Source organism: Virgibacillus phasianinus (assembly GCF_002216775.1).
Taxonomy (GTDB): domain Bacteria; phylum Bacillota; class Bacilli; order Bacillales; family Amphibacillaceae; genus Virgibacillus_F; species Virgibacillus_F phasianinus.
This window is the reverse complement of sequence record NZ_CP022315.1, coordinates 3,318,582-3,336,300: the sequence shown is the minus strand read 5'-3', so window position 1 is coordinate 3,336,300 and position 17,719 is coordinate 3,318,582. Positions and strand designations below refer to the sequence as shown.

Below are 17,719 nucleotides of genomic sequence, written 5' to 3'. Positions count from 1 at the left end.
GAAAGGGGATATATAAATCGTGCAAGTAGCTGATAATTTAACCAACATACAAACCACTATCCAAACAGCTTGTGATAAGTGTAAGCGAAACACAAGCGAAATAACCATTATCGGAGTAACGAAATATGTTACAATAGAACGAACGGAAGAAGCACTTCAGGCTGGAATTCAAAACCTTGGCGAAAACCGATTGGAAGGCTTCTACGAAAAATATGAACACTTTAGGGAACGGGCGAAATGGCATTTTATCGGTACATTGCAATCTCGTAAAGTCAAAGATGTAATTGACAAGGTTGATTTCATACATTCGCTTGATCGAACATCACTTGCAAAAGAAATAAACAAGCGTTCCGAAAAACCAGTTAATTGCTTTATTCAAGTGAATGTTAGTGGTGAAGAATCAAAGCACGGAATTGAACTGAGCGAAGTGGAAAGCTTCATATCAACACTCTCAGTCTATCCTAATATTCATGTTGTTGGTCTTATGACAATGGCACCCCACACCGACGATCAGGAGTTATTGCGCCAAACGTTCAGGCTGCTTAGGGAAACAAGGGACAGGATTTCGAGCAAACAACTGTCTAGCGCACCGTGTACCTATTTATCGATGGGAATGAGTAATGACTATCAAATTGCTGTTGAGGAAGGTGCTACTCATATACGCATTGGTTCAAATTTAGTTGGATCAAAAACTAGTGAGGTGTAACCATGACCATTAAAAATAAAATAAAAACGTTCTTTACGATGGATGATGAGTATGAATATGTTGAGGAATATGAACAGGAAGACGCTCCTGCGTCAAGCTCCGAAAGTACTAATCAGAAACAGTCAAAGCAAAATGTAGTGAACCTGAAAAGTATGCAGCAAACAGCATCGAAAGTGGTCCTAAGTGAACCAAGGTCCTATGGTGAAGCTCAGGAAATAGCCGATAATATTGTTAACCGAAGGGCTGTTGTGATCAACTTGCAACGTGTTGATCGTGGACAGGCAAAACGTATTGTTGACTTTTTGAGCGGGACAGTTTACGCGATTAATGGTGATATACAGAAGCTTGGTGCTGATACATTCTTATGTACACCGGATAATGTCAATGTTTCCGGTTCTATTACCGATACATTAGTAGAAGAAGACGAATTTGAAAAAGGATGGTAGCCTAAATGAACCAATTGTTTTTACTTCTTTATTATGGTTTGGAAATATACAGTTTCGCCATTATTATCTATATCTTTATGTCCTGGTTTCCGGGATCACGCGATACAGCGATAGGAAGATTCCTAACAAATATCTGTGAACCATTTCTTGAACCATTCCGTAAAATTATTCCTCCACTTGGTATGATTGACTTGTCACCAATTGTAGCGATTTTTGTTCTGTTTTTAGCGCGGGACTACGGTTTACCGGTATTTTTTAGAATGTTAGCCGGATTGTTTTAAGACATGGATATTTATCAACACTTTAGAAAAGAAGAACATCCTTTCGTGGATCGTGTTTTATCATGGAAGGAACAGGTGGAGCGTTCGTTTCAACCAATTCTAACTGACTTTTTAGATCCTAGAGAGCAGCAAATCATGATAATGTTAATCGATGCAAAAGTAAGTGATAGTACGATTCAATTATTTGGAGGCGGCAAGTATTCTGAGAGGAAGCGCGCAATTATTGCACCAAATTATGAGGAAGTCATCATGGACGACTTTGGAATTGTCATGTTGCAGGCCACGTATAATGAAAAGTTCATAACAATGTCTCACCGTGACGTAATGGGTTCATTTCTATCACTTGGCATTAAACGAAAAAAACTTGGCGATATAGTTGTTCAGGATGGATTAGTTCAACTTTTGGTAACGGACGATATTTCCACATATATTTTGGCGAATTTGACCTCAATTAAAAAGGCTTCAATAAAACTTATTGAAAAACCGACCCAATCATTCCTTGAAAAAAAACCAGTTTGGATAGAGGAAAATAAATTAGTATCTTCCTTGCGGTTGGACACGATAATCAAGGAAATCTATTCCATATCAAGAAAACAAGCAGCTGAAAGTATTACGAGAAGATTGGTGAAGGTAAATTATCGTATAGTTGAAGATCAATCCTTTTCTGTAAGAGAACATGACTTAATTTCATTTAAAGGAAAAGGAAGAAGTAAGATTGGACAAGTTAACGGTAAAACCAAAAAAGGTAAACTAAAAATAACGACAGCTAAATTAAAATAATTTAGGAATGTATGCAGGATTTTCAAAAAATGTGTCGAATGTAAGCGTAATGGGAATTGGACTTTAGGGTATTTGATATATAGTTTTAATTAACTCGAAGGAGGTGGCCAGCGTGCCATTAACACCACTGGATATCCATAACAAAGAATTCACAAGAAGTTTTAGAGGCTATGATGAAGATGAGGTAAATGAATTTTTAGATCAGGTAATTAAAGATTATGAAATGGTAATCCGGGAGAAGAAAGATCTAAAAGAAAAAGTGGAACAGTTAAATGAAAAGCTTGGACATTTTACAAACATTGAGACAACCCTAAATAAGTCCATCCTGATAGCACAAGAAACTGCTGAGGAAGTGCGTGGCAACGCAACGAAGGAATCCAAATTAATAATCAAAGAAGCCGAGAAAAATGCTGATCGAATAATCAACGAGGCCCTAAATAAATCCAGACGAATTGCCATGGATGTAGAGGAATTAAAGAAACAGGGAAAGGTCTTCCGTACAAGATTAAGGATGCTTGTGGAAGCCCAATTAGAGATGATTGGCACGGACGATTGGGATCAGTTATTCGATGTTGATTTAGGTGAGGAATTGGAATTGGCAGAAAATAAATCCTAATACTTGACGTTTGCTTAAATATTACATATTATTATAAAATAACATTACTATTATTATGAAATATACATGGATGGAGACAGTATAATTGTTGTCCTGTTTAAGCGAGCTGGGAATGGTGGGAGCCTGGTACAGAAAATAATTAGAGATCACTCCTGAGTATCCAATCAATTCAGGTTTTGAGGAGAATTGGACGTGTCGTTCGCGTTAAGAACCTTGAGTGAATTTAAATCAATGATAAATTTAAGTTTATAAGGGTGGTACCGCGAGTCTTCTCGTCCCTTTTTGGGGATTGAGAGGGCTTTTTTTAATTCTTATATAACTTTTCTGTCACTTCAATGCTTTAGCGTTAGGAGCCAGTGGCAGCGATGCATTTACAAATAAGGAGGAACAAAATATGGATTACAAAGACACTTTGCTGATGCCAAAAACAGATTTCCCTATGCGAGGTAATCTGCCGAATAAAGAACCGTTACGCCAACAACAGTGGGATGATAATGATATTTATCGAAAAAGTCAGGAACGCACCGAGGATCGGCCTTTGTTTGTTTTACATGATGGCCCGCCATATGCTAATGGAGATTTGCATATTGGGCATGCGTTAAATAAAATCCTAAAAGACTTCATTACACGCTATAAATCAATGTCTGGATTTTCTGCACCATATGTTCCCGGCTGGGATACACATGGATTGCCCATTGAAACGGCATTAACTAAAAAGAAAAAAGTAAATCGAAAAGAATTAAGCATTGCCGAATTTAGACAAAAATGTGCGGAATATGCTATGGGCCAAATTGATAATCAACGAACCCAGTTTAAGCAGCTGGGAGTCCGAGGAGATTGGGATAATCCATACATTACACTGACGAAGGACTATGAGGCAGCACAAATTAAAGTATTTGGAGAAATGGCCAATAAAGGTTATATCTACAAAGGATTGAAGCCAGTATATTGGTCACCATCATCTGAGTCAGCACTTGCTGAAGCTGAAATTGAATACCAAGATAAACGCTCACCATCTATTTATGTTGCTTTTGAAGTTACGGATGGAAAAGGACTTCTTGGAGAAGGAGAAAAGTTTATCATTTGGACGACAACACCATGGACTATTCCTGCGAATCTAGGAATAAGTTTACATCCTGATTTTGAATATGTGGTTGTTCAGGTACAGAATGAAAAATATGTGGTAGCGCAGGACTTACTTGAAACTGTTTCAGCTGAACTAGAGTGGGAAAATCCTGAAGTAATTAAAACATTTAAGGGTCAGGAAGCAGACGAAATTGTTACAAAGCACCCATTTTATGATCGGAATTCAATTGTCATGTTAGGTGATCATGTGACAACAGATGCCGGAACTGGTTGTGTACACACTGCACCTGGCCACGGGGAAGACGATTTCTATGTGGCAAAACGTTATGGTCTAAAGGCGTTGTGCCCCGTTGATGATAAAGGAGTATTTACAAATGAAGCCCCTGGATTTGAAGGATTATTTTATGACAAAGCAAACAAACCAATTACTGAGAAACTAGAAGAAGTTGGTGCATTATTAAAACTTACGTTCATTACACATTCTTATCCACATGACTGGCGTACGAAAAAACCTACTATTTTTCGTGCAACATCTCAATGGTTTGCGTCAATTAAAGATTTTCGTCAGAATATTTTAGATGAGATAAAGCGCGTAAATTGGTATCCTAGCTGGGGTGAAACACGATTATATAATATGGTACGTGACCGCGAGGACTGGTGTATTTCTCGTCAACGTGCATGGGGTGTTCCAATTCCAGTCTTTTATGCAGAAGATCAAACACCAATTATAACAGAGGAAACCATTGCACATATTTCCAAGTTGTTTGGTGAACACGGGTCAAATGTATGGTTCGAGCGCGATGCAAAAGATTTATTGCCAGAAGGCTTTACGTCTGAGCATAGTCCGAATGGTACGTTTACTAAAGAAACGGACATTATGGATGTTTGGTTTGATTCCGGCTCTTCCCATCAAGGTGTATTAGTTGAACGCGATGATCTTAGACGCCCAGCGGATATATATCTAGAAGGTAGTGACCAATACCGCGGATGGTTTAATTCATCCCTGTCAACCGCAGTGGCAGTTACTGGAAGAGCGCCATATGAAAATGTGATTAGCCATGGATTTGTGCTAGATGGAAATGGCCGAAAAATGAGTAAATCGCTTGGAAACATTATGAGTCCGTCAAAGGTTCAAAAACAACTAGGTTCAGATATCCTTCGTCTGTGGGTTTCATCCGTTGATTATCAAGCGGATGTGCGAATTTCCCAGGATATTTTAAAACATGTATCAGAAGCATATCGTAAAATCAGAAACACATTCCGTTTTATGTTAGCAAACCTTGCTGACTTTAAACCGGAAACCGATCGTGTTGATGTTAATGAACTACAGGAAGTGGATCGTTACATGCTGCAACGGTTAAACCAGTTAAATAAAAATGTCCGTAACGGTTATGATAACTATGAATTCTCTACTATTTATCATCAGATTCATAATTTCTGTGCAGTGGATTTGAGTTCATTCTATCTGGACTTTGCAAAAGACATTTTGTATATTGAAGCGGCAGATAATCTGCGACGAAGAAGTATTCAGACGGTGTACTATGATATTTTAACAACACTTGTACAGTTGTTAACACCAATTATTCCACACACAACCGAAGAGGTATGGGAATATATTCCAGGGACACAAGCAGAAAGTGTTCAATTAACAGATATACCTGAGCCTAAAACCATTTTTGAATCAACCGGTTTACTGGAAAAATGGGATCATTTTATGAGTATTCGAGATGATGTTTTAAAGGCGTTGGAAGAAGCTCGTAATGAAAAGGTAATTGGGAAATCACTGGAGGCAAAATTAACGCTTGTTGCAAAAGATGAAAAAACAAAAGAAGTGCTGGCTGATATTCCGCATTTACATCAATTATTAATTGTTTCTGGTGCAGATGTTCAAGATGAAGCGGATGGTACGAAGGCCTATCGTTACGTTGATGTAAAGGTTGAGAAGCATCCCGGAGAAAAATGCGAACGCTGCTGGACAGCATCTGAAACAGTAGGAGACGACAAGGACTATCCGGAACTTTGTACACGTTGTGCAGATATTGTAAAGGAAAACTATGCAGAATAATAAAGAATCCTCCTCCTTAAAGCAGGGGAGGATTTTTTATGATATTATGTTAGGGAGAAATAAGTTTGAATCGGAGGAAAATAGATGTACGTTTACTACATAATAGCTTTAATCCTGATTGTAATTGACCAGGTTACAAAGTGGATAGTCGTTAAGAATATGGAATTATATGAACAGATAACAGTCGTTAAAGACTTTTTTTACTTAACTTCACATCGTAATAAAGGTGCTGCCTGGGGTATTTTGGAAGGTAGAATGATCTTCTTTTACATTATTACCACGATTGTCGTAATAGGCGTAATTTATGCATTACAAAAGTATGGCAAAGAAAGTAAGCTACTTGCTATTTCACTAAGTTTTATCCTGGGCGGGGCAGTCGGTAATTTCATTGATCGTATTTTCCGGGGGGAAGTTGTTGATTTCCTTGATTTTAATATTTTCGGATATGATTACCCAATTTTTAACGTTGCTGATTCCTCACTGGTGGTCGGAGTTATTCTTGTGTTAATTGGAACATTTCTTGATGAGAAAAAGAAAGGAAATAAAGGTGTATGACTAATTATGAAGTACGGGCCGACCAGAACAAATTAAGGATTGATAAGCTGTTAGCTGAGATAAATCCAGATAATTCGCGTTCCCAGGTCCAAACATGGATTACAGATGGATATGTAAAAGTAAATAATGAAGTAATAAAGGCAAATTACAAATGTCAGGAAGGCGATTTAGTTGAATGGTCTGTGCCAGAGACTAAGCCGATGGAGATCGTGGCGGAAAATATACCACTCGACATTATTTACGAAGATGCGGATGTTGTCGTTGTAAATAAACCCAAGGGTATGGTGGTTCATCCTTCTGCTGGTCATCCAAACGGAACCCTGGTCAATGCGCTTCTTTACCATTGTGATGACCTTTCCGGGATTAATGGTATCGAGCGTCCAGGGATTGTTCACCGAATTGATAAAGATACAAGTGGATTATTGGTGGTGGCAAAAAATGATCAGGCACATGAAAGTTTAACAGAACAGTTGGCCAGTAAAAAGGCGGAACGTAAATATGAAGCGATTGTTCATGGGATAATTGAACATGAGACAGGTATGATTGATGCTCCTATCGGTCGTGATCCCAAGGACCGCCAGAAAATGGGTGTGGTGAGTAATGGCAAGCCAGCCGTCACTCATTTTAGTGTGCTGGACCGTTATGGTCATTTCACACATGTCGAATGTCAGCTTGAAACAGGGCGTACACATCAAATTCGCGTTCATTTTCGCTATATAGATTTTCCTTTAGTTGGTGATCCTAAGTATGGACAAAGGAAAACATTGGATGCAAAGGGTCAGGCATTGCATGCAAAATCGCTAGGGTTTACACATCCGCGTACTAACGAGTGGCTGCAATTTGAGGTTGAACCACCTCAAGTATTTATGGATTTGATTGAACAGATACAAAAAATGTATTGACACTTGCTTGTTTTTTTGTCATAATAAAGCTAATTAATAAATGAACCTTTAAGAATAGTCCTGTGAGGCTAAAAAGGAAACGGATTTATACTTGGATATTCTTCTGAGTGTACCCAAATCCCTTTTTTCCTCACGGAGAAAAGGGATTTTTTTGAGGTGGAAAATGGCCATGAAAGAAAAAACAGTTGTATTAGACCAACCAGCGATTAACCGGGCATTAACCCGAATCGCACATGAAATAGTTGAAAAGAATAAGGGTGGCGAAAATCTGGTTTTGATTGGTATTAAGACGCGCGGTATCCCACTCACAAAGCGGCTGCAGGATAAAATAGCTCAAATTGAAAATGTGACCGTACCAATCGGGGAACTTGATATCACGCTTTACCGCGATGATTTGGAAAAGAAAACAGCAACAAACGAACCGGAATTAAAGGATACAAATATTGATGTGCTGTTAACAAATAAGAATATTATATTGGTTGATGATGTCTTATTCACGGGTAGAACCGTCCGCGCTGCTATGGACGCGGTAATGGACCTTGGCAGGCCTTCACAAATTCAATTAGCGGTGCTTATTGACAGGGGCCATCGGGAATTACCAATTCGAGCTGATTATGTTGGTAAGAATATCCCGACATCCGATAAAGAAGTAATAGTTGTAAAATTGGATGAAACTGATCAACTCGATCAGGTAAGTATTTATGATTAAGTAAATAAGGAAACCTTTAACTAAATCCAGAGAGATTTATAAGGTTGTTAAGTGTTACGTGTGCTTTGTACACGTCTACCTCTTTGCGGCCTTTGCAAAGAGGTTTTTTTAATACCAATAAATAGGGGGCTGGTTATGAAACATTTTGTATCTACAAAAAATTTAACAGCGGAAGAAATGATTACAATTGTAGAACTTGCTGAACGGTTCAGGAACAATCATCCAACGTTTGACCACCAGCTATTTGTCGCAAATCTATTTTTTGAGCCTAGTACACGAACCAAAGTAAGTTTCCTTGTTGCTGAGAAGAAACTGGGAATGGAAACACTGGATTTGCAAATGGAAGCTTCCAGTGTGACAAAGGGTGAATCTTTGTATGATACTGCAAAAACATGTGAGTCGATTGGCGCAAATCTATTGGTAATACGGCATCAGGATGACAATTGGTATGAAGGGCTTATAGATAAGTTTCCAATTCCCATCATAAATGCCGGTGCGGGAAAAGGAGAACATCCAACCCAGTGCATGCTTGACCTGCAAACTATTTATCAGGAGTACGGATGCTTTCAGGGGCTAAACGTTGTAATATCCGGAGACATCAAGCATAGTCGTGTTGCCCGGTCAAACGCCCATGCACTTCAAACTCTGGGTGCTAATGTATATCTCACTGCCGCGCCCGGATTTGAAGATGCATCACTTGGTTTTTCATATATTTCAATAGACGATGCGGTAGAAATGTGCGATGTGCTGATGCTACTCAGAATTCAGCATGAAAGACATGGAAAAGAACAGTATGATACCAGCTCCTATCATGATAAATATGGACTTACAATAGAACGCGAAAAGAAAATGCGTGACAGGGCAATTATCATGCATCCGGCACCTGTTAACAGGGGGGTTGAAATTGCATCTGAATTAGTAGAATGCAGGCGTTCAAGAATATTTAAACAAATGAATAACGGCACTTACATTCGAATGGCAATCATAACATTATTAGCAAAGGAATGGGGAATGCATGATGGCGATCTTACTGAAGAATTTGGTACGCTTTACGGAATCATCTGAGACTGAGAAAGTGGATGTATTAATAGAAAATAAGCACATAAAGGAAATTGCTCCAACAATTGAAAAGCAGACAGAGCAAATAATAGATTGTAAGAATAACATGGCTTTTCCAGGATTTATTGATGTGCATATTCATCTTAGGGAACCAGGTGGTGAGCACAAAGAGACAATCGAAACAGGTACGAAAGCTGCAGCAAAAGGCGGGTTCACCACAGTGTGCGCTATGCCAAATACCTCACCCGTTCCTGATAATGAAGAATCTGTACAGGCATTATTTGATCGAATCAATGAAACAGCGGTTGTTCGTGTACTGCCGTACGCAGCAATAACTAAAGGGCTGAAGGGCGAAAAGTTATCAAATATAAGAAAAATAGCTGACATGGGTGTGTTTGCCTTTACTGATGATGGAGTGGGTATACAAACTGCTGATATGATGCTTCGCGCAATGAAAGAAGCAGCAGCATGTAATACCCCGATTGTTGCACATTGTGAGGATAACTCCATTGTATATGGCGGGGTGGTTCATCAAGGGAGAGTTAGCGAGCGTATGAACTTCCCTGGAATCCCCTCATTAAGTGAATCAGTGCAAATTGCCCGCGATGTTTTATTAGCTGAAGCGGCTGATGCACATTATCATGTGTGTCATGTTAGTACAAAGGAATCTGTACGTGTCATCCGTGATGCTAAAAAGGCCGGCATTCATGTTACGGCAGAAGTTACCCCGCATCATTTACTGTTAAACGAAGAAGCAATCATAGAAGATGATACCAATTTTAAAATGAATCCTCCATTGCGGAGTAAGGAGGATCAGGAGGCACTGCTTACAGGTCTGATCGATGGAACAATTGATTTTATTGCAACCGACCATGCCCCACATGCCGAAACTGAGAAAGCGCTAGGATTTATCAAGTCACCGTTTGGAATTGTAGGTTTAGAGACAGCCTTCTCACTCCTGTACACGCATTTAGTCAAAACTGAAAAGATTACATTGAAGCAACTGGTCGATTGGTTAACCATAAAACCTGCTCAAGTCTTTGATTTACCATATGGGAAGATCGAGGAAAAGGCGGTTGCGGATCTAACAATTGTTAATCTCGATATGGAAAGCCGAATAAATAAAGATGACTTTCGATCTAAAGGTAAAAATACACCATTTCATGATTGGAATATTTTAAGTAAACCAGTATTAACCATCTCAGAAGGAAAAGTAGTTTATAAGGAGGATTTTCATGACTAAGCGCCAGCTAATTTTAGAAGACGGAACAGTATTTATTGGTGAGGGTTTTGGAAGTGACCGAAAAAAATCAGGGGAAGTGGTATTTAACACCGGAATGTCTGGATATCAGGAAGTAATAACGGATCCCTCTTATTGCGGTCAAATTGTTACGATGACGTATCCATTGGTGGGGAATTATGGAATAAACCGTGATGACTTTGAAACGGTGACCCCTTTTATTCATGGCTTTGTAGTAAAGGAAGTATGTGATGATCCTTCTAACTTCAGAAGTGATGAAAATCTTAGTTCCTATTTGAAAGCGAATGACATCCCTGGTATTTCCGGAATTGATACTAGAAAACTGACTAAGATTATTCGTCGGCATGGAACAATGAAAGCTGTAATTGCGGATGCAACAGAATCTAAAGAAGAGCTTTTACTAGAGTTAACTAACCAGCAAATGATGACAAATCAGGTTCAGCTAACCTCTGCAGTTAAACCATACGTTGTGCCAGGCCGCGGGCGTCGTATTGTCTTAGTGGACTTTGGAATGAAACACGGAATTTTACGTGAACTCACAAAGAGAAACTGCCATGTAACAGTTGTACCCTATAATTATAGTGCTGAAAATATTTTACGGTTAAAGCCGGATGGCATCATGCTGACGAATGGCCCCGGCGATCCAAAAGATGTTCCCGAAGCAATTCAAATGGTAAAAGAGGTACTTGGAAAGATTCCGCTGTTTGGTATTTGTCTTGGACATCAATTGTTTGCATTAGCATGCGGTGCGGACACAATAAAAATGAAATTTGGACACCGTGGTGCAAACCATCCTGTGAAAAACCTGGAATTAAACAAGACGTATTTAACATCGCAAAACCACAGCTATGCAGTTCGACCAGATACACTGAAGGAAACGAATCTTGTGCTTACAGAGGTAGCACTGAATGATAATACGGTGGAGGGCATTAAACATAAAACATATCCCGCATTCACCGTGCAGTATCACCCGGAGAGTTCTCCTGGACCAGAAGACACGAATCACCTATTTGATAACTTTTTAACAATGATCGAGCAAGTACATGCTAAAAAGGAGGAAGAGACATATGCCTAAGAACACTGCAATCGACAAAATTTTAGTAATTGGATCAGGTCCAATTGTCATTGGCCAGGCTGCGGAATTTGACTATTCAGGTACACAAGCATGTCAGGCACTAAAAGAAGAAGGTTACCAGGTAATTTTAGCTAACTCCAATCCTGCGACAATAATGACGGATCATACAGTTGCTGATAAAGTATATATGGAGCCTCTAACCGTTGAGTTTTTGACAAAAATTATCCGCAAAGAACAGCCGGACGCATTGCTTCCCACGCTTGGGGGACAAACAGGGTTAAACATGGCAGTTGCGCTTGAAGAAACTGGAATACTGGCGGAATATGATGTGAATCTTCTTGGTACATCACTTGAAGCAATCCAAAAAGCGGAAGATAGGGAGATGTTTCGTTCTTTAATGCATGAATTGAATGAGCCAGTTCCTGAAAGCCAAATTGTAAATTCTATTGACCAGGCGGTGGGTTTCGCAGATGAAATAGGGTTTCCACTTATTGTACGACCCGCATACACCTTAGGCGGTACTGGCGGAGGAATGTGCTACAGCGAAAAGGAACTGCGGGACGTTACGCGAAACGGATTATCGCTATCACCTGTAAATCAATGTTTGATTGAACGAAATATTGCAGGGTTTAAAGAAATTGAATATGAAGTGATGCGCGATAAGAATGATCAGGCGATTGTTGTTTGTAACATGGAGAATGTGGATCCTGTCGGGATCCATACAGGTGACTCCATCGTTGTTGCACCATCACAAACACTTAGTGACCGGGAATACCAACTGCTTAGAAATGCGTCGCTTAAGATTATTCGCGCCCTTCAAATTGAGGGTGGCTGTAATGTTCAATTAGCAATAGACCCAAACAGTTTTAACTATTTTATTATTGAAGTGAATCCACGCGTAAGCCGTTCATCTGCGCTTGCTTCTAAGGCAACAGGCTATCCAATTGCGAAAGTGGCCGCTAAAATAGCTGTTGGGCTTACCTTGGATGAAATTCTAAACCCGATTACTGGCAAAACATATGCATGTTTTGAACCAGCGCTTGATTATGTGGTGACCAAAATACCAAGGTTTCCATTTGATAAGTTCATAACGGGAGATCGTTATTTAGGAACCCAAATGAAAGCAACGGGCGAGATTATGGCGATTGGCAGAAACTTTGAGGAATCATTGTTAAAAGGGGTTCGTTCACTTGATATCGGAACAGAGGATCTCTGGCTGAAATCACTAACTGGTTTGTCGCTCGAGGAGTTAAAGCATCGTTTAAAGAAAGCTGATGATGAGCGGTTATTCGTTTTGGCCGAAGTGTTCAGGCGTGGAATGACGATCGAAGAAATTTTTGACCAAACTAAAATAGACCGCTTCTACCTTGTGAAAATTAGTCGGTTAATAGAACTTGAGCAAGCATTACGTGAAAATAAAAATGACCAGGATTTATTGGAAAAGGTTAAAAAACTTGGGTTTTCTGATGCGCACATAGCAAGGGTTTGGGATACAGCGGTTGATGACGTATACGCCCAACGAATGGAACAAAATATTAGCCCAGTTTATAAAATGGTTGATACCTGTGCCGCAGAATTTGAATCGGAAACACCATATTTCTACAGTACGTATGAAGATGAGAATGAATCCATAAAGTCTGACCGAAAGAAGATTCTTGTTTTGGGTTCAGGACCAATTCGGATTGGTCAGGGTATCGAATTTGATTACGCCACAGTCCATTCTGTGATGGCAATTAAAGAAATGGGTTATGAAGCAATTATCATGAATAATAATCCAGAAACCGTTTCAACTGACTTTAGTATTTCCGATAAATTATATTTCGAACCGTTAACCCTTGAGGATGTTATGAATGTAATCAATTTAGAGGAACCAGAAGGAGTAATCGTCCAGTTTGGCGGTCAAACAGCGATTAACTTAGCTGATGGATTAAAGCGGCGCGGAGTTGAAATTCTCGGCACCAACTTGGAAGCAATAGATAAAGCGGAAGATCGCGACAAGTTTGAGATGCTGTTAAATGATCTAGACCTACTCCGCCCAAAAGGTAAATCTGTCTTAAAACTCGACCAGGCTCTTCAGGTAGCGAATGAGATAGGTTATCCGGTTTTGGTTAGACCATCCTATGTAATTGGCGGAAGCCGGATGGAAATTGTTTATGATGACGATGAATTGAATGCATATTTAGCAAAATCCAATGGGGCTGATGACGCACATCCTATTTTAATCGATAAATATATTACAGGAATTGAAGTAGAGGTCGATGCAATCAGTGATGGGGAATCGACTATTGTACCTGGGATTATGGAACACATCGAACGCGCAGGTGTACACTCTGGTGATTCCATTGCTGTTTATCCACCGCAGCGCATCAGTGAGTTAGTAAAACAGAAGTGTATGGAGGCATCGACGAAAATTGCTCAAAGTCTAAATGTTAAAGGATTAATTAACATTCAGTTCATTATACGTGATGAAGACGTATATGTACTTGAAGTGAATCCCAGAGCAAGCAGAACCATACCATTTTTAAGTAAAGTTACCGGTGTAACCATGGCAAATATTGCAACTAGATGTATTTTAGGGGAGTCATTGAATTCAATGGGATATACGTCAGGAATCTTGCCTGAGCAGGAGAGTGTATCTGTTAAAGTGCCAGTATTTTCATTTGAAAAGCTCAGAAGTGTTGATACCATTCTTGGGCCAGAAATGAAATCGACCGGTGAAGCAATCGGGCATGATAAAACATTAGAAAAAGCACTTTATAAAGGGCTGATAGCGTCAGGTTTAAAGGTACCACAGGTTGGTTCGGTACTGCTAACAGTTGCCGATAAAGATAAGGCAGAGACACTAGAGATCGCCAATCGTTTTCATCAACTTGGATTTCAATTGTACGCGACCGCCGGTACTGCCAGCTATGTAAACAAAAATGGTATTCCAGTTACCGAAGTGGCTAAAATTGGCTCAGACGAACCAAATGTCTTGTCTATCATAGAAAATGGCGATGTCCAATTTGTTGTAAATACGTTAACTTCCGGAAAGAAACCACGTTCAGATGGATTTATGATCCGCCGGGAATCGGTTGAGCACGGAATTGCTTGTTTAACAAGCCTTGATACAGCGAATGCAATTCTGAATGTAATTGATTCTACAACATTTAGTGCCAAGCCAATGACAGGTAAAAAGGTTGTCCTATCATGATAAGGAAAGAAAATCTGCTGATAGTTAAATCAACAGAAATTGCTCGTGAAACAACCGAAATGGTACTTCAAAATCAGCATATTAGCAGAACTGCCCAACCAGGGCAGTTTCTGCATATCGGAATTGAAGGGCATACATTACGGCGTCCAATATCAATTGCTAAGATAGATAAAAAGAATGAAACGGTAACGGTTTTATTTAAGCAATTAGGCGAAGGAACAAAGGCTTTATCTAATTATCAGGAAGGAATGCAAATTAGTGCATTAGGACCCAGTGGTAACGGGTTCCCTTATGATAATCTATTAAACAAAACCATATTATTGGTCGGGGGAGGAATTGGAATTCCCCCATTATACTGTCTAGGTAAAGAATTAGCCGCTGAGGGAGTCACTATAAAAGCTGTGCTTGGATTTCAAACAGCTGACAGTGTTTTTTATGAAGCAGCATTCAAGGAGCTTGGTGAAACACTTATCACCACGAATGATGGATCGTATGGTCATCATGGATTTGTTACCGATGTAATAGGAAAAATGGGTGATTATGATTGCTACTATACATGCGGACCGATGGCTATGCTTCAGGCTGTGACGACTAAGCTTGAACATCAGTCAGGCTATGTCTCCTTGGAGGAACGGATGGGATGCGGCGTGGGTGCATGTTTCGCTTGTGTCATCCCAACAGAGACCCAAGGAGGATATCGGAAAATTTGCAAGGATGGCCCGGTATTTGCAGCAAATGAGGTGAAATTATGAGTGAGCTGGCGGTGAATCTACCCGGTTTACAGATGAAAAATCCAATAATGCCAGCGTCAGGCTGTTTTGGATTTGGCCGCGAATACAGTGACTTTTATGACCTTCAGCAATTGGGTGCAGTTATTATGAAAGCAGCAACAGGTAGCAATCGTTATGGCAATAGCACACCTCGAGTGGCTGAGACTGCGAGCGGGATGTTAAATGCGATTGGACTGCAAAACCCGGGCGTAGAAAAAATAATAGAAACAGAAGTTCCTTTTCTGGCAAACTATTCAATCCCTATTATTGCAAATGTTGCTGGTAGTACTTTGGAAGAATACGAGATGGTAGCAAAGGCATTTAACCAAACCGACTCCGTCCACGCACTTGAGTTAAATATTTCATGCCCAAATGTTAAAGAGGGCGGTATTCAATTTGGAACAAATCCGGAAATGGCGGCTAATGTTACTAGAATTGTTAAGAAGGCTAGTAATCTTCCTGTATATGTGAAATTGTCGCCGAATGTATCTGATATCGTTTCAATGGCTAAAGCAGTGGAGGAGGCTGGCGCAGATGGTTTATCCATGATCAACACATTGTCGGGGATGCAAATTCACCTACCAAGTAAAAAACCAATATTAGCAAATCAAACGGGTGGTTTGTCCGGGCCAGCTATCAAACCAGTGGCAATACGAATGGTTTATGAGGTCAAAAAGCATGTCCAGATTCCCATTATCGGGATGGGCGGAATTTCCAATGTTGACGACGTAATTGAATTTCTATTGGCTGGAGCTAGTGCAGTTGCTGTTGGAACAGCAAACTTTCAAAACCCATTTATCTGTCCAGAACTAATTGAAGAACTACCAAACGCTTTATCAAAATATGGATTCTTGTCTGTAGAGGATGCGATTGGAAAGGGGCATGGAGCATGAACGAGAACATGTATTTATCATTAGATTTTCCTACTTGGGAACAAGCAAGCAGTTTTATCGATGCGCATGATATGCAAGGTGTTCCAGTAAAGGTTGGAATGGAACTGTTTTATCGGGAAGGACCGAGGGTTATCGAACAATTAAAGGAAAATAATCATGCCATCTTTCTTGATTTAAAATTACATGATATTCCAACTACCGTAAAGAAAGCAATGGCGAACATCGCAAAGCTTGAGGTAGATATGGTAAATGTACACGCACTCGGTGGAAGTGAAATGATGCAACGTGCGAAAGAAGGGCTGCAATCAAATTCACATTCCAACCACGAGACTAAATTGATCGCGGTGACGATGTTAACATCGATGGACGATGTGGTAATGGGGAAAGAATTACGGCTTCCCGGAAACGTGCATGATAATGTTCTTCATTTTGCGGATTTTGCCAATCAAAATGGAGCAGATGGAGTAGTGTGTTCGGTACACGAAGCTAAGGCTATTAAGCAGGTTTGCGGGACCTCTTTTTTAACAGTAACACCTGGCATCCGATTAGACGATTCAGATGTAAATGATCAAAAAAGGGTGGCAACACCTGCCTTTGCACGGGAAAATAATGCAGATATTCTAGTATTGGGCCGTACTGTTACGAAAGCGAGCGATCCAGGAAGGGCATATCGACAAGTTAAAGAGGAGTGGGGATATGGGGTTAAATCATGAACTGGCAAATGATCTTTTGGAGATAAAGGCAATTCAAATTAAAACAGAGGACTATTTCACATGGACCTCTGGGATAAAATCACCTATCTATTGCGACAACCGCTTAACCATGTCATACCCGGTCGTTCGCAGGAAAATTGTACAGGCATTTGTGAGGTTAGTAGAACAAATGGAAATCAAGCCTGATGTAATTGCAGGCTGTGCTACTGCGGGGATTCCTCATGCAGCATGGCTGGCTGATGAACTTAATTTGCCAATGGTATATGTAAGGTCCAAACCAAAGGGGCACGGTAAAGGTAATCAGATTGAAGGACATTTGCAAGAAGGTCAGAAGGTTGTTGTCATTGAAGATTTAATCTCAACAGGGGGATCATCAATTGAAGCAGCACAGGCACTGCAAAAAGTGGGTGCAGAGGTACTGAGTGTTCTTGCGATTTTCACCTATGGACTGGAAAAGTCAGTTGAAAAATTTTCTTCTGCGAATTTATCCTTTGACACAATAACAAACTATGAAGAACTTTTAACACTTTTAGTTGAAAACGGCACAATAAGTGATACAGAAAGCCATAAGCTTCAAGTGTGGCGTAAAGAATTATAGTTGGCAAATAA

General features: G+C 39.9%; 17 protein-coding genes and 1 other annotated feature. All 17 genes read left to right on the top strand.

Translation table 11 applies throughout. The features are described 5' to 3' along the window. Positions 1-19: 19 nt before the first annotated feature. The 17 genes from CFK37_RS16115 (at position 20) to pyrE (ending at position 17,708) form a co-directional block, all read left to right on the top strand. Positions 20-706 (top strand): YggS family pyridoxal phosphate-dependent enzyme, encoded by a 687-nt coding sequence (locus CFK37_RS16115; RefSeq protein ID WP_172840518.1) that lies wholly within the window; start codon positions 20-22, stop codon positions 704-706. Positions 707-708: 2 nt separating this feature from the next. Next, positions 709-1,152, top strand: a complete 444-nt coding sequence (locus CFK37_RS16110) for a cell division protein SepF (RefSeq protein WP_089062831.1) — start codon at positions 709-711, stop codon at positions 1,150-1,152. 5 nt (positions 1,153-1,157) lie between these two features. Continuing rightward, entirely contained in the window at positions 1,158-1,433 is a 276-nt protein-coding gene (locus CFK37_RS16105; RefSeq protein WP_089062830.1) for a YggT family protein, read from the top strand. Between the two features lie 3 nt (positions 1,434-1,436). Continuing rightward, entirely contained in the window at positions 1,437-2,213 is a 777-nt protein-coding gene (locus CFK37_RS16100; protein WP_089062829.1) for a YlmH family RNA-binding protein, read from the top strand. Positions 2,214-2,325: 112 nt separating this feature from the next. Then, the gene (locus tag CFK37_RS16095) at positions 2,326-2,829 is read left to right on the top strand and encodes a DivIVA domain-containing protein (protein ID WP_089062828.1); all 504 of its coding nucleotides are present in this window, start codon (positions 2,326-2,328) and stop codon (positions 2,827-2,829) included. A 58-nt stretch (positions 2,830-2,887) separates the two neighbouring features. Next, positions 2,888-3,112 (top strand) — a binding site (T-box leader). 111 nt (positions 3,113-3,223) lie between these two features. Next, on the top strand, positions 3,224-5,980 hold the full coding sequence (gene ileS, locus CFK37_RS16090; protein WP_089062827.1) for an isoleucine--tRNA ligase: 2,757 nt from the start codon (positions 3,224-3,226) through the stop codon (positions 5,978-5,980). An 84-nt stretch (positions 5,981-6,064) separates the two neighbouring features. Further along, positions 6,065-6,535, top strand: a complete 471-nt coding sequence (gene lspA, locus CFK37_RS16085) for a signal peptidase II (RefSeq protein WP_089062826.1) — start codon at positions 6,065-6,067, stop codon at positions 6,533-6,535. After that, positions 6,532-7,437: an RluA family pseudouridine synthase gene (locus CFK37_RS16080; RefSeq protein ID WP_089062825.1), complete on the top strand. Its 906-nt coding sequence runs from the start codon at positions 6,532-6,534 to the stop codon at positions 7,435-7,437. Before lspA ends, CFK37_RS16080 begins: the two co-directional genes overlap by 4 nt. A 169-nt stretch (positions 7,438-7,606) precedes the next feature. Then, on the top strand, positions 7,607-8,146 hold the full coding sequence (gene pyrR, locus CFK37_RS16075) for a bifunctional pyr operon transcriptional regulator/uracil phosphoribosyltransferase PyrR (RefSeq protein WP_089062824.1): 540 nt from the start codon (positions 7,607-7,609) through the stop codon (positions 8,144-8,146). A 135-nt stretch (positions 8,147-8,281) separates the two neighbouring features. Then, positions 8,282-9,211: an aspartate carbamoyltransferase catalytic subunit gene (locus CFK37_RS16070; protein WP_089062823.1), complete on the top strand. Its 930-nt coding sequence runs from the start codon at positions 8,282-8,284 to the stop codon at positions 9,209-9,211. After that, the gene (locus CFK37_RS16065) at positions 9,165-10,448 is read left to right on the top strand and encodes a dihydroorotase (protein ID WP_089062822.1); all 1,284 of its coding nucleotides are present in this window, start codon (positions 9,165-9,167) and stop codon (positions 10,446-10,448) included. The genes CFK37_RS16070 and CFK37_RS16065 overlap by 47 nt, the downstream gene beginning before the upstream one ends. Beyond that, a complete protein-coding gene (locus CFK37_RS16060; RefSeq protein ID WP_089062821.1) occupies positions 10,441-11,541 on the top strand; it encodes a carbamoyl phosphate synthase small subunit in 1,101 nt (366 codons plus the stop codon). The genes CFK37_RS16065 and CFK37_RS16060 overlap by 8 nt, the downstream gene beginning before the upstream one ends. Beyond that, the gene (gene carB, locus CFK37_RS16055; RefSeq protein ID WP_089062820.1) at positions 11,534-14,734 is read left to right on the top strand and encodes a carbamoyl-phosphate synthase large subunit; all 3,201 of its coding nucleotides are present in this window, start codon (positions 11,534-11,536) and stop codon (positions 14,732-14,734) included. The genes CFK37_RS16060 and carB overlap by 8 nt, the downstream gene beginning before the upstream one ends. Next, positions 14,731-15,486, top strand: a complete 756-nt coding sequence (locus CFK37_RS16050) for a dihydroorotate dehydrogenase electron transfer subunit (RefSeq protein WP_089062819.1) — start codon at positions 14,731-14,733, stop codon at positions 15,484-15,486. Before carB ends, CFK37_RS16050 begins: the two co-directional genes overlap by 4 nt. After that, positions 15,483-16,397, top strand: a complete 915-nt coding sequence (locus CFK37_RS16045; protein ID WP_089062818.1) for a dihydroorotate dehydrogenase — start codon at positions 15,483-15,485, stop codon at positions 16,395-16,397. Before CFK37_RS16050 ends, CFK37_RS16045 begins: the two co-directional genes overlap by 4 nt. Then, positions 16,394-17,110 (top strand): orotidine-5'-phosphate decarboxylase, encoded by a 717-nt coding sequence (pyrF, locus tag CFK37_RS16040; RefSeq protein WP_089062817.1) that lies wholly within the window; start codon positions 16,394-16,396, stop codon positions 17,108-17,110. The genes CFK37_RS16045 and pyrF overlap by 4 nt, the downstream gene beginning before the upstream one ends. Beyond that, positions 17,094-17,708, top strand: a complete 615-nt coding sequence (gene pyrE, locus CFK37_RS16035) for an orotate phosphoribosyltransferase (protein ID WP_089062816.1) — start codon at positions 17,094-17,096, stop codon at positions 17,706-17,708. The genes pyrF and pyrE overlap by 17 nt, the downstream gene beginning before the upstream one ends. Positions 17,709-17,719 lie beyond the last annotated feature (11 nt).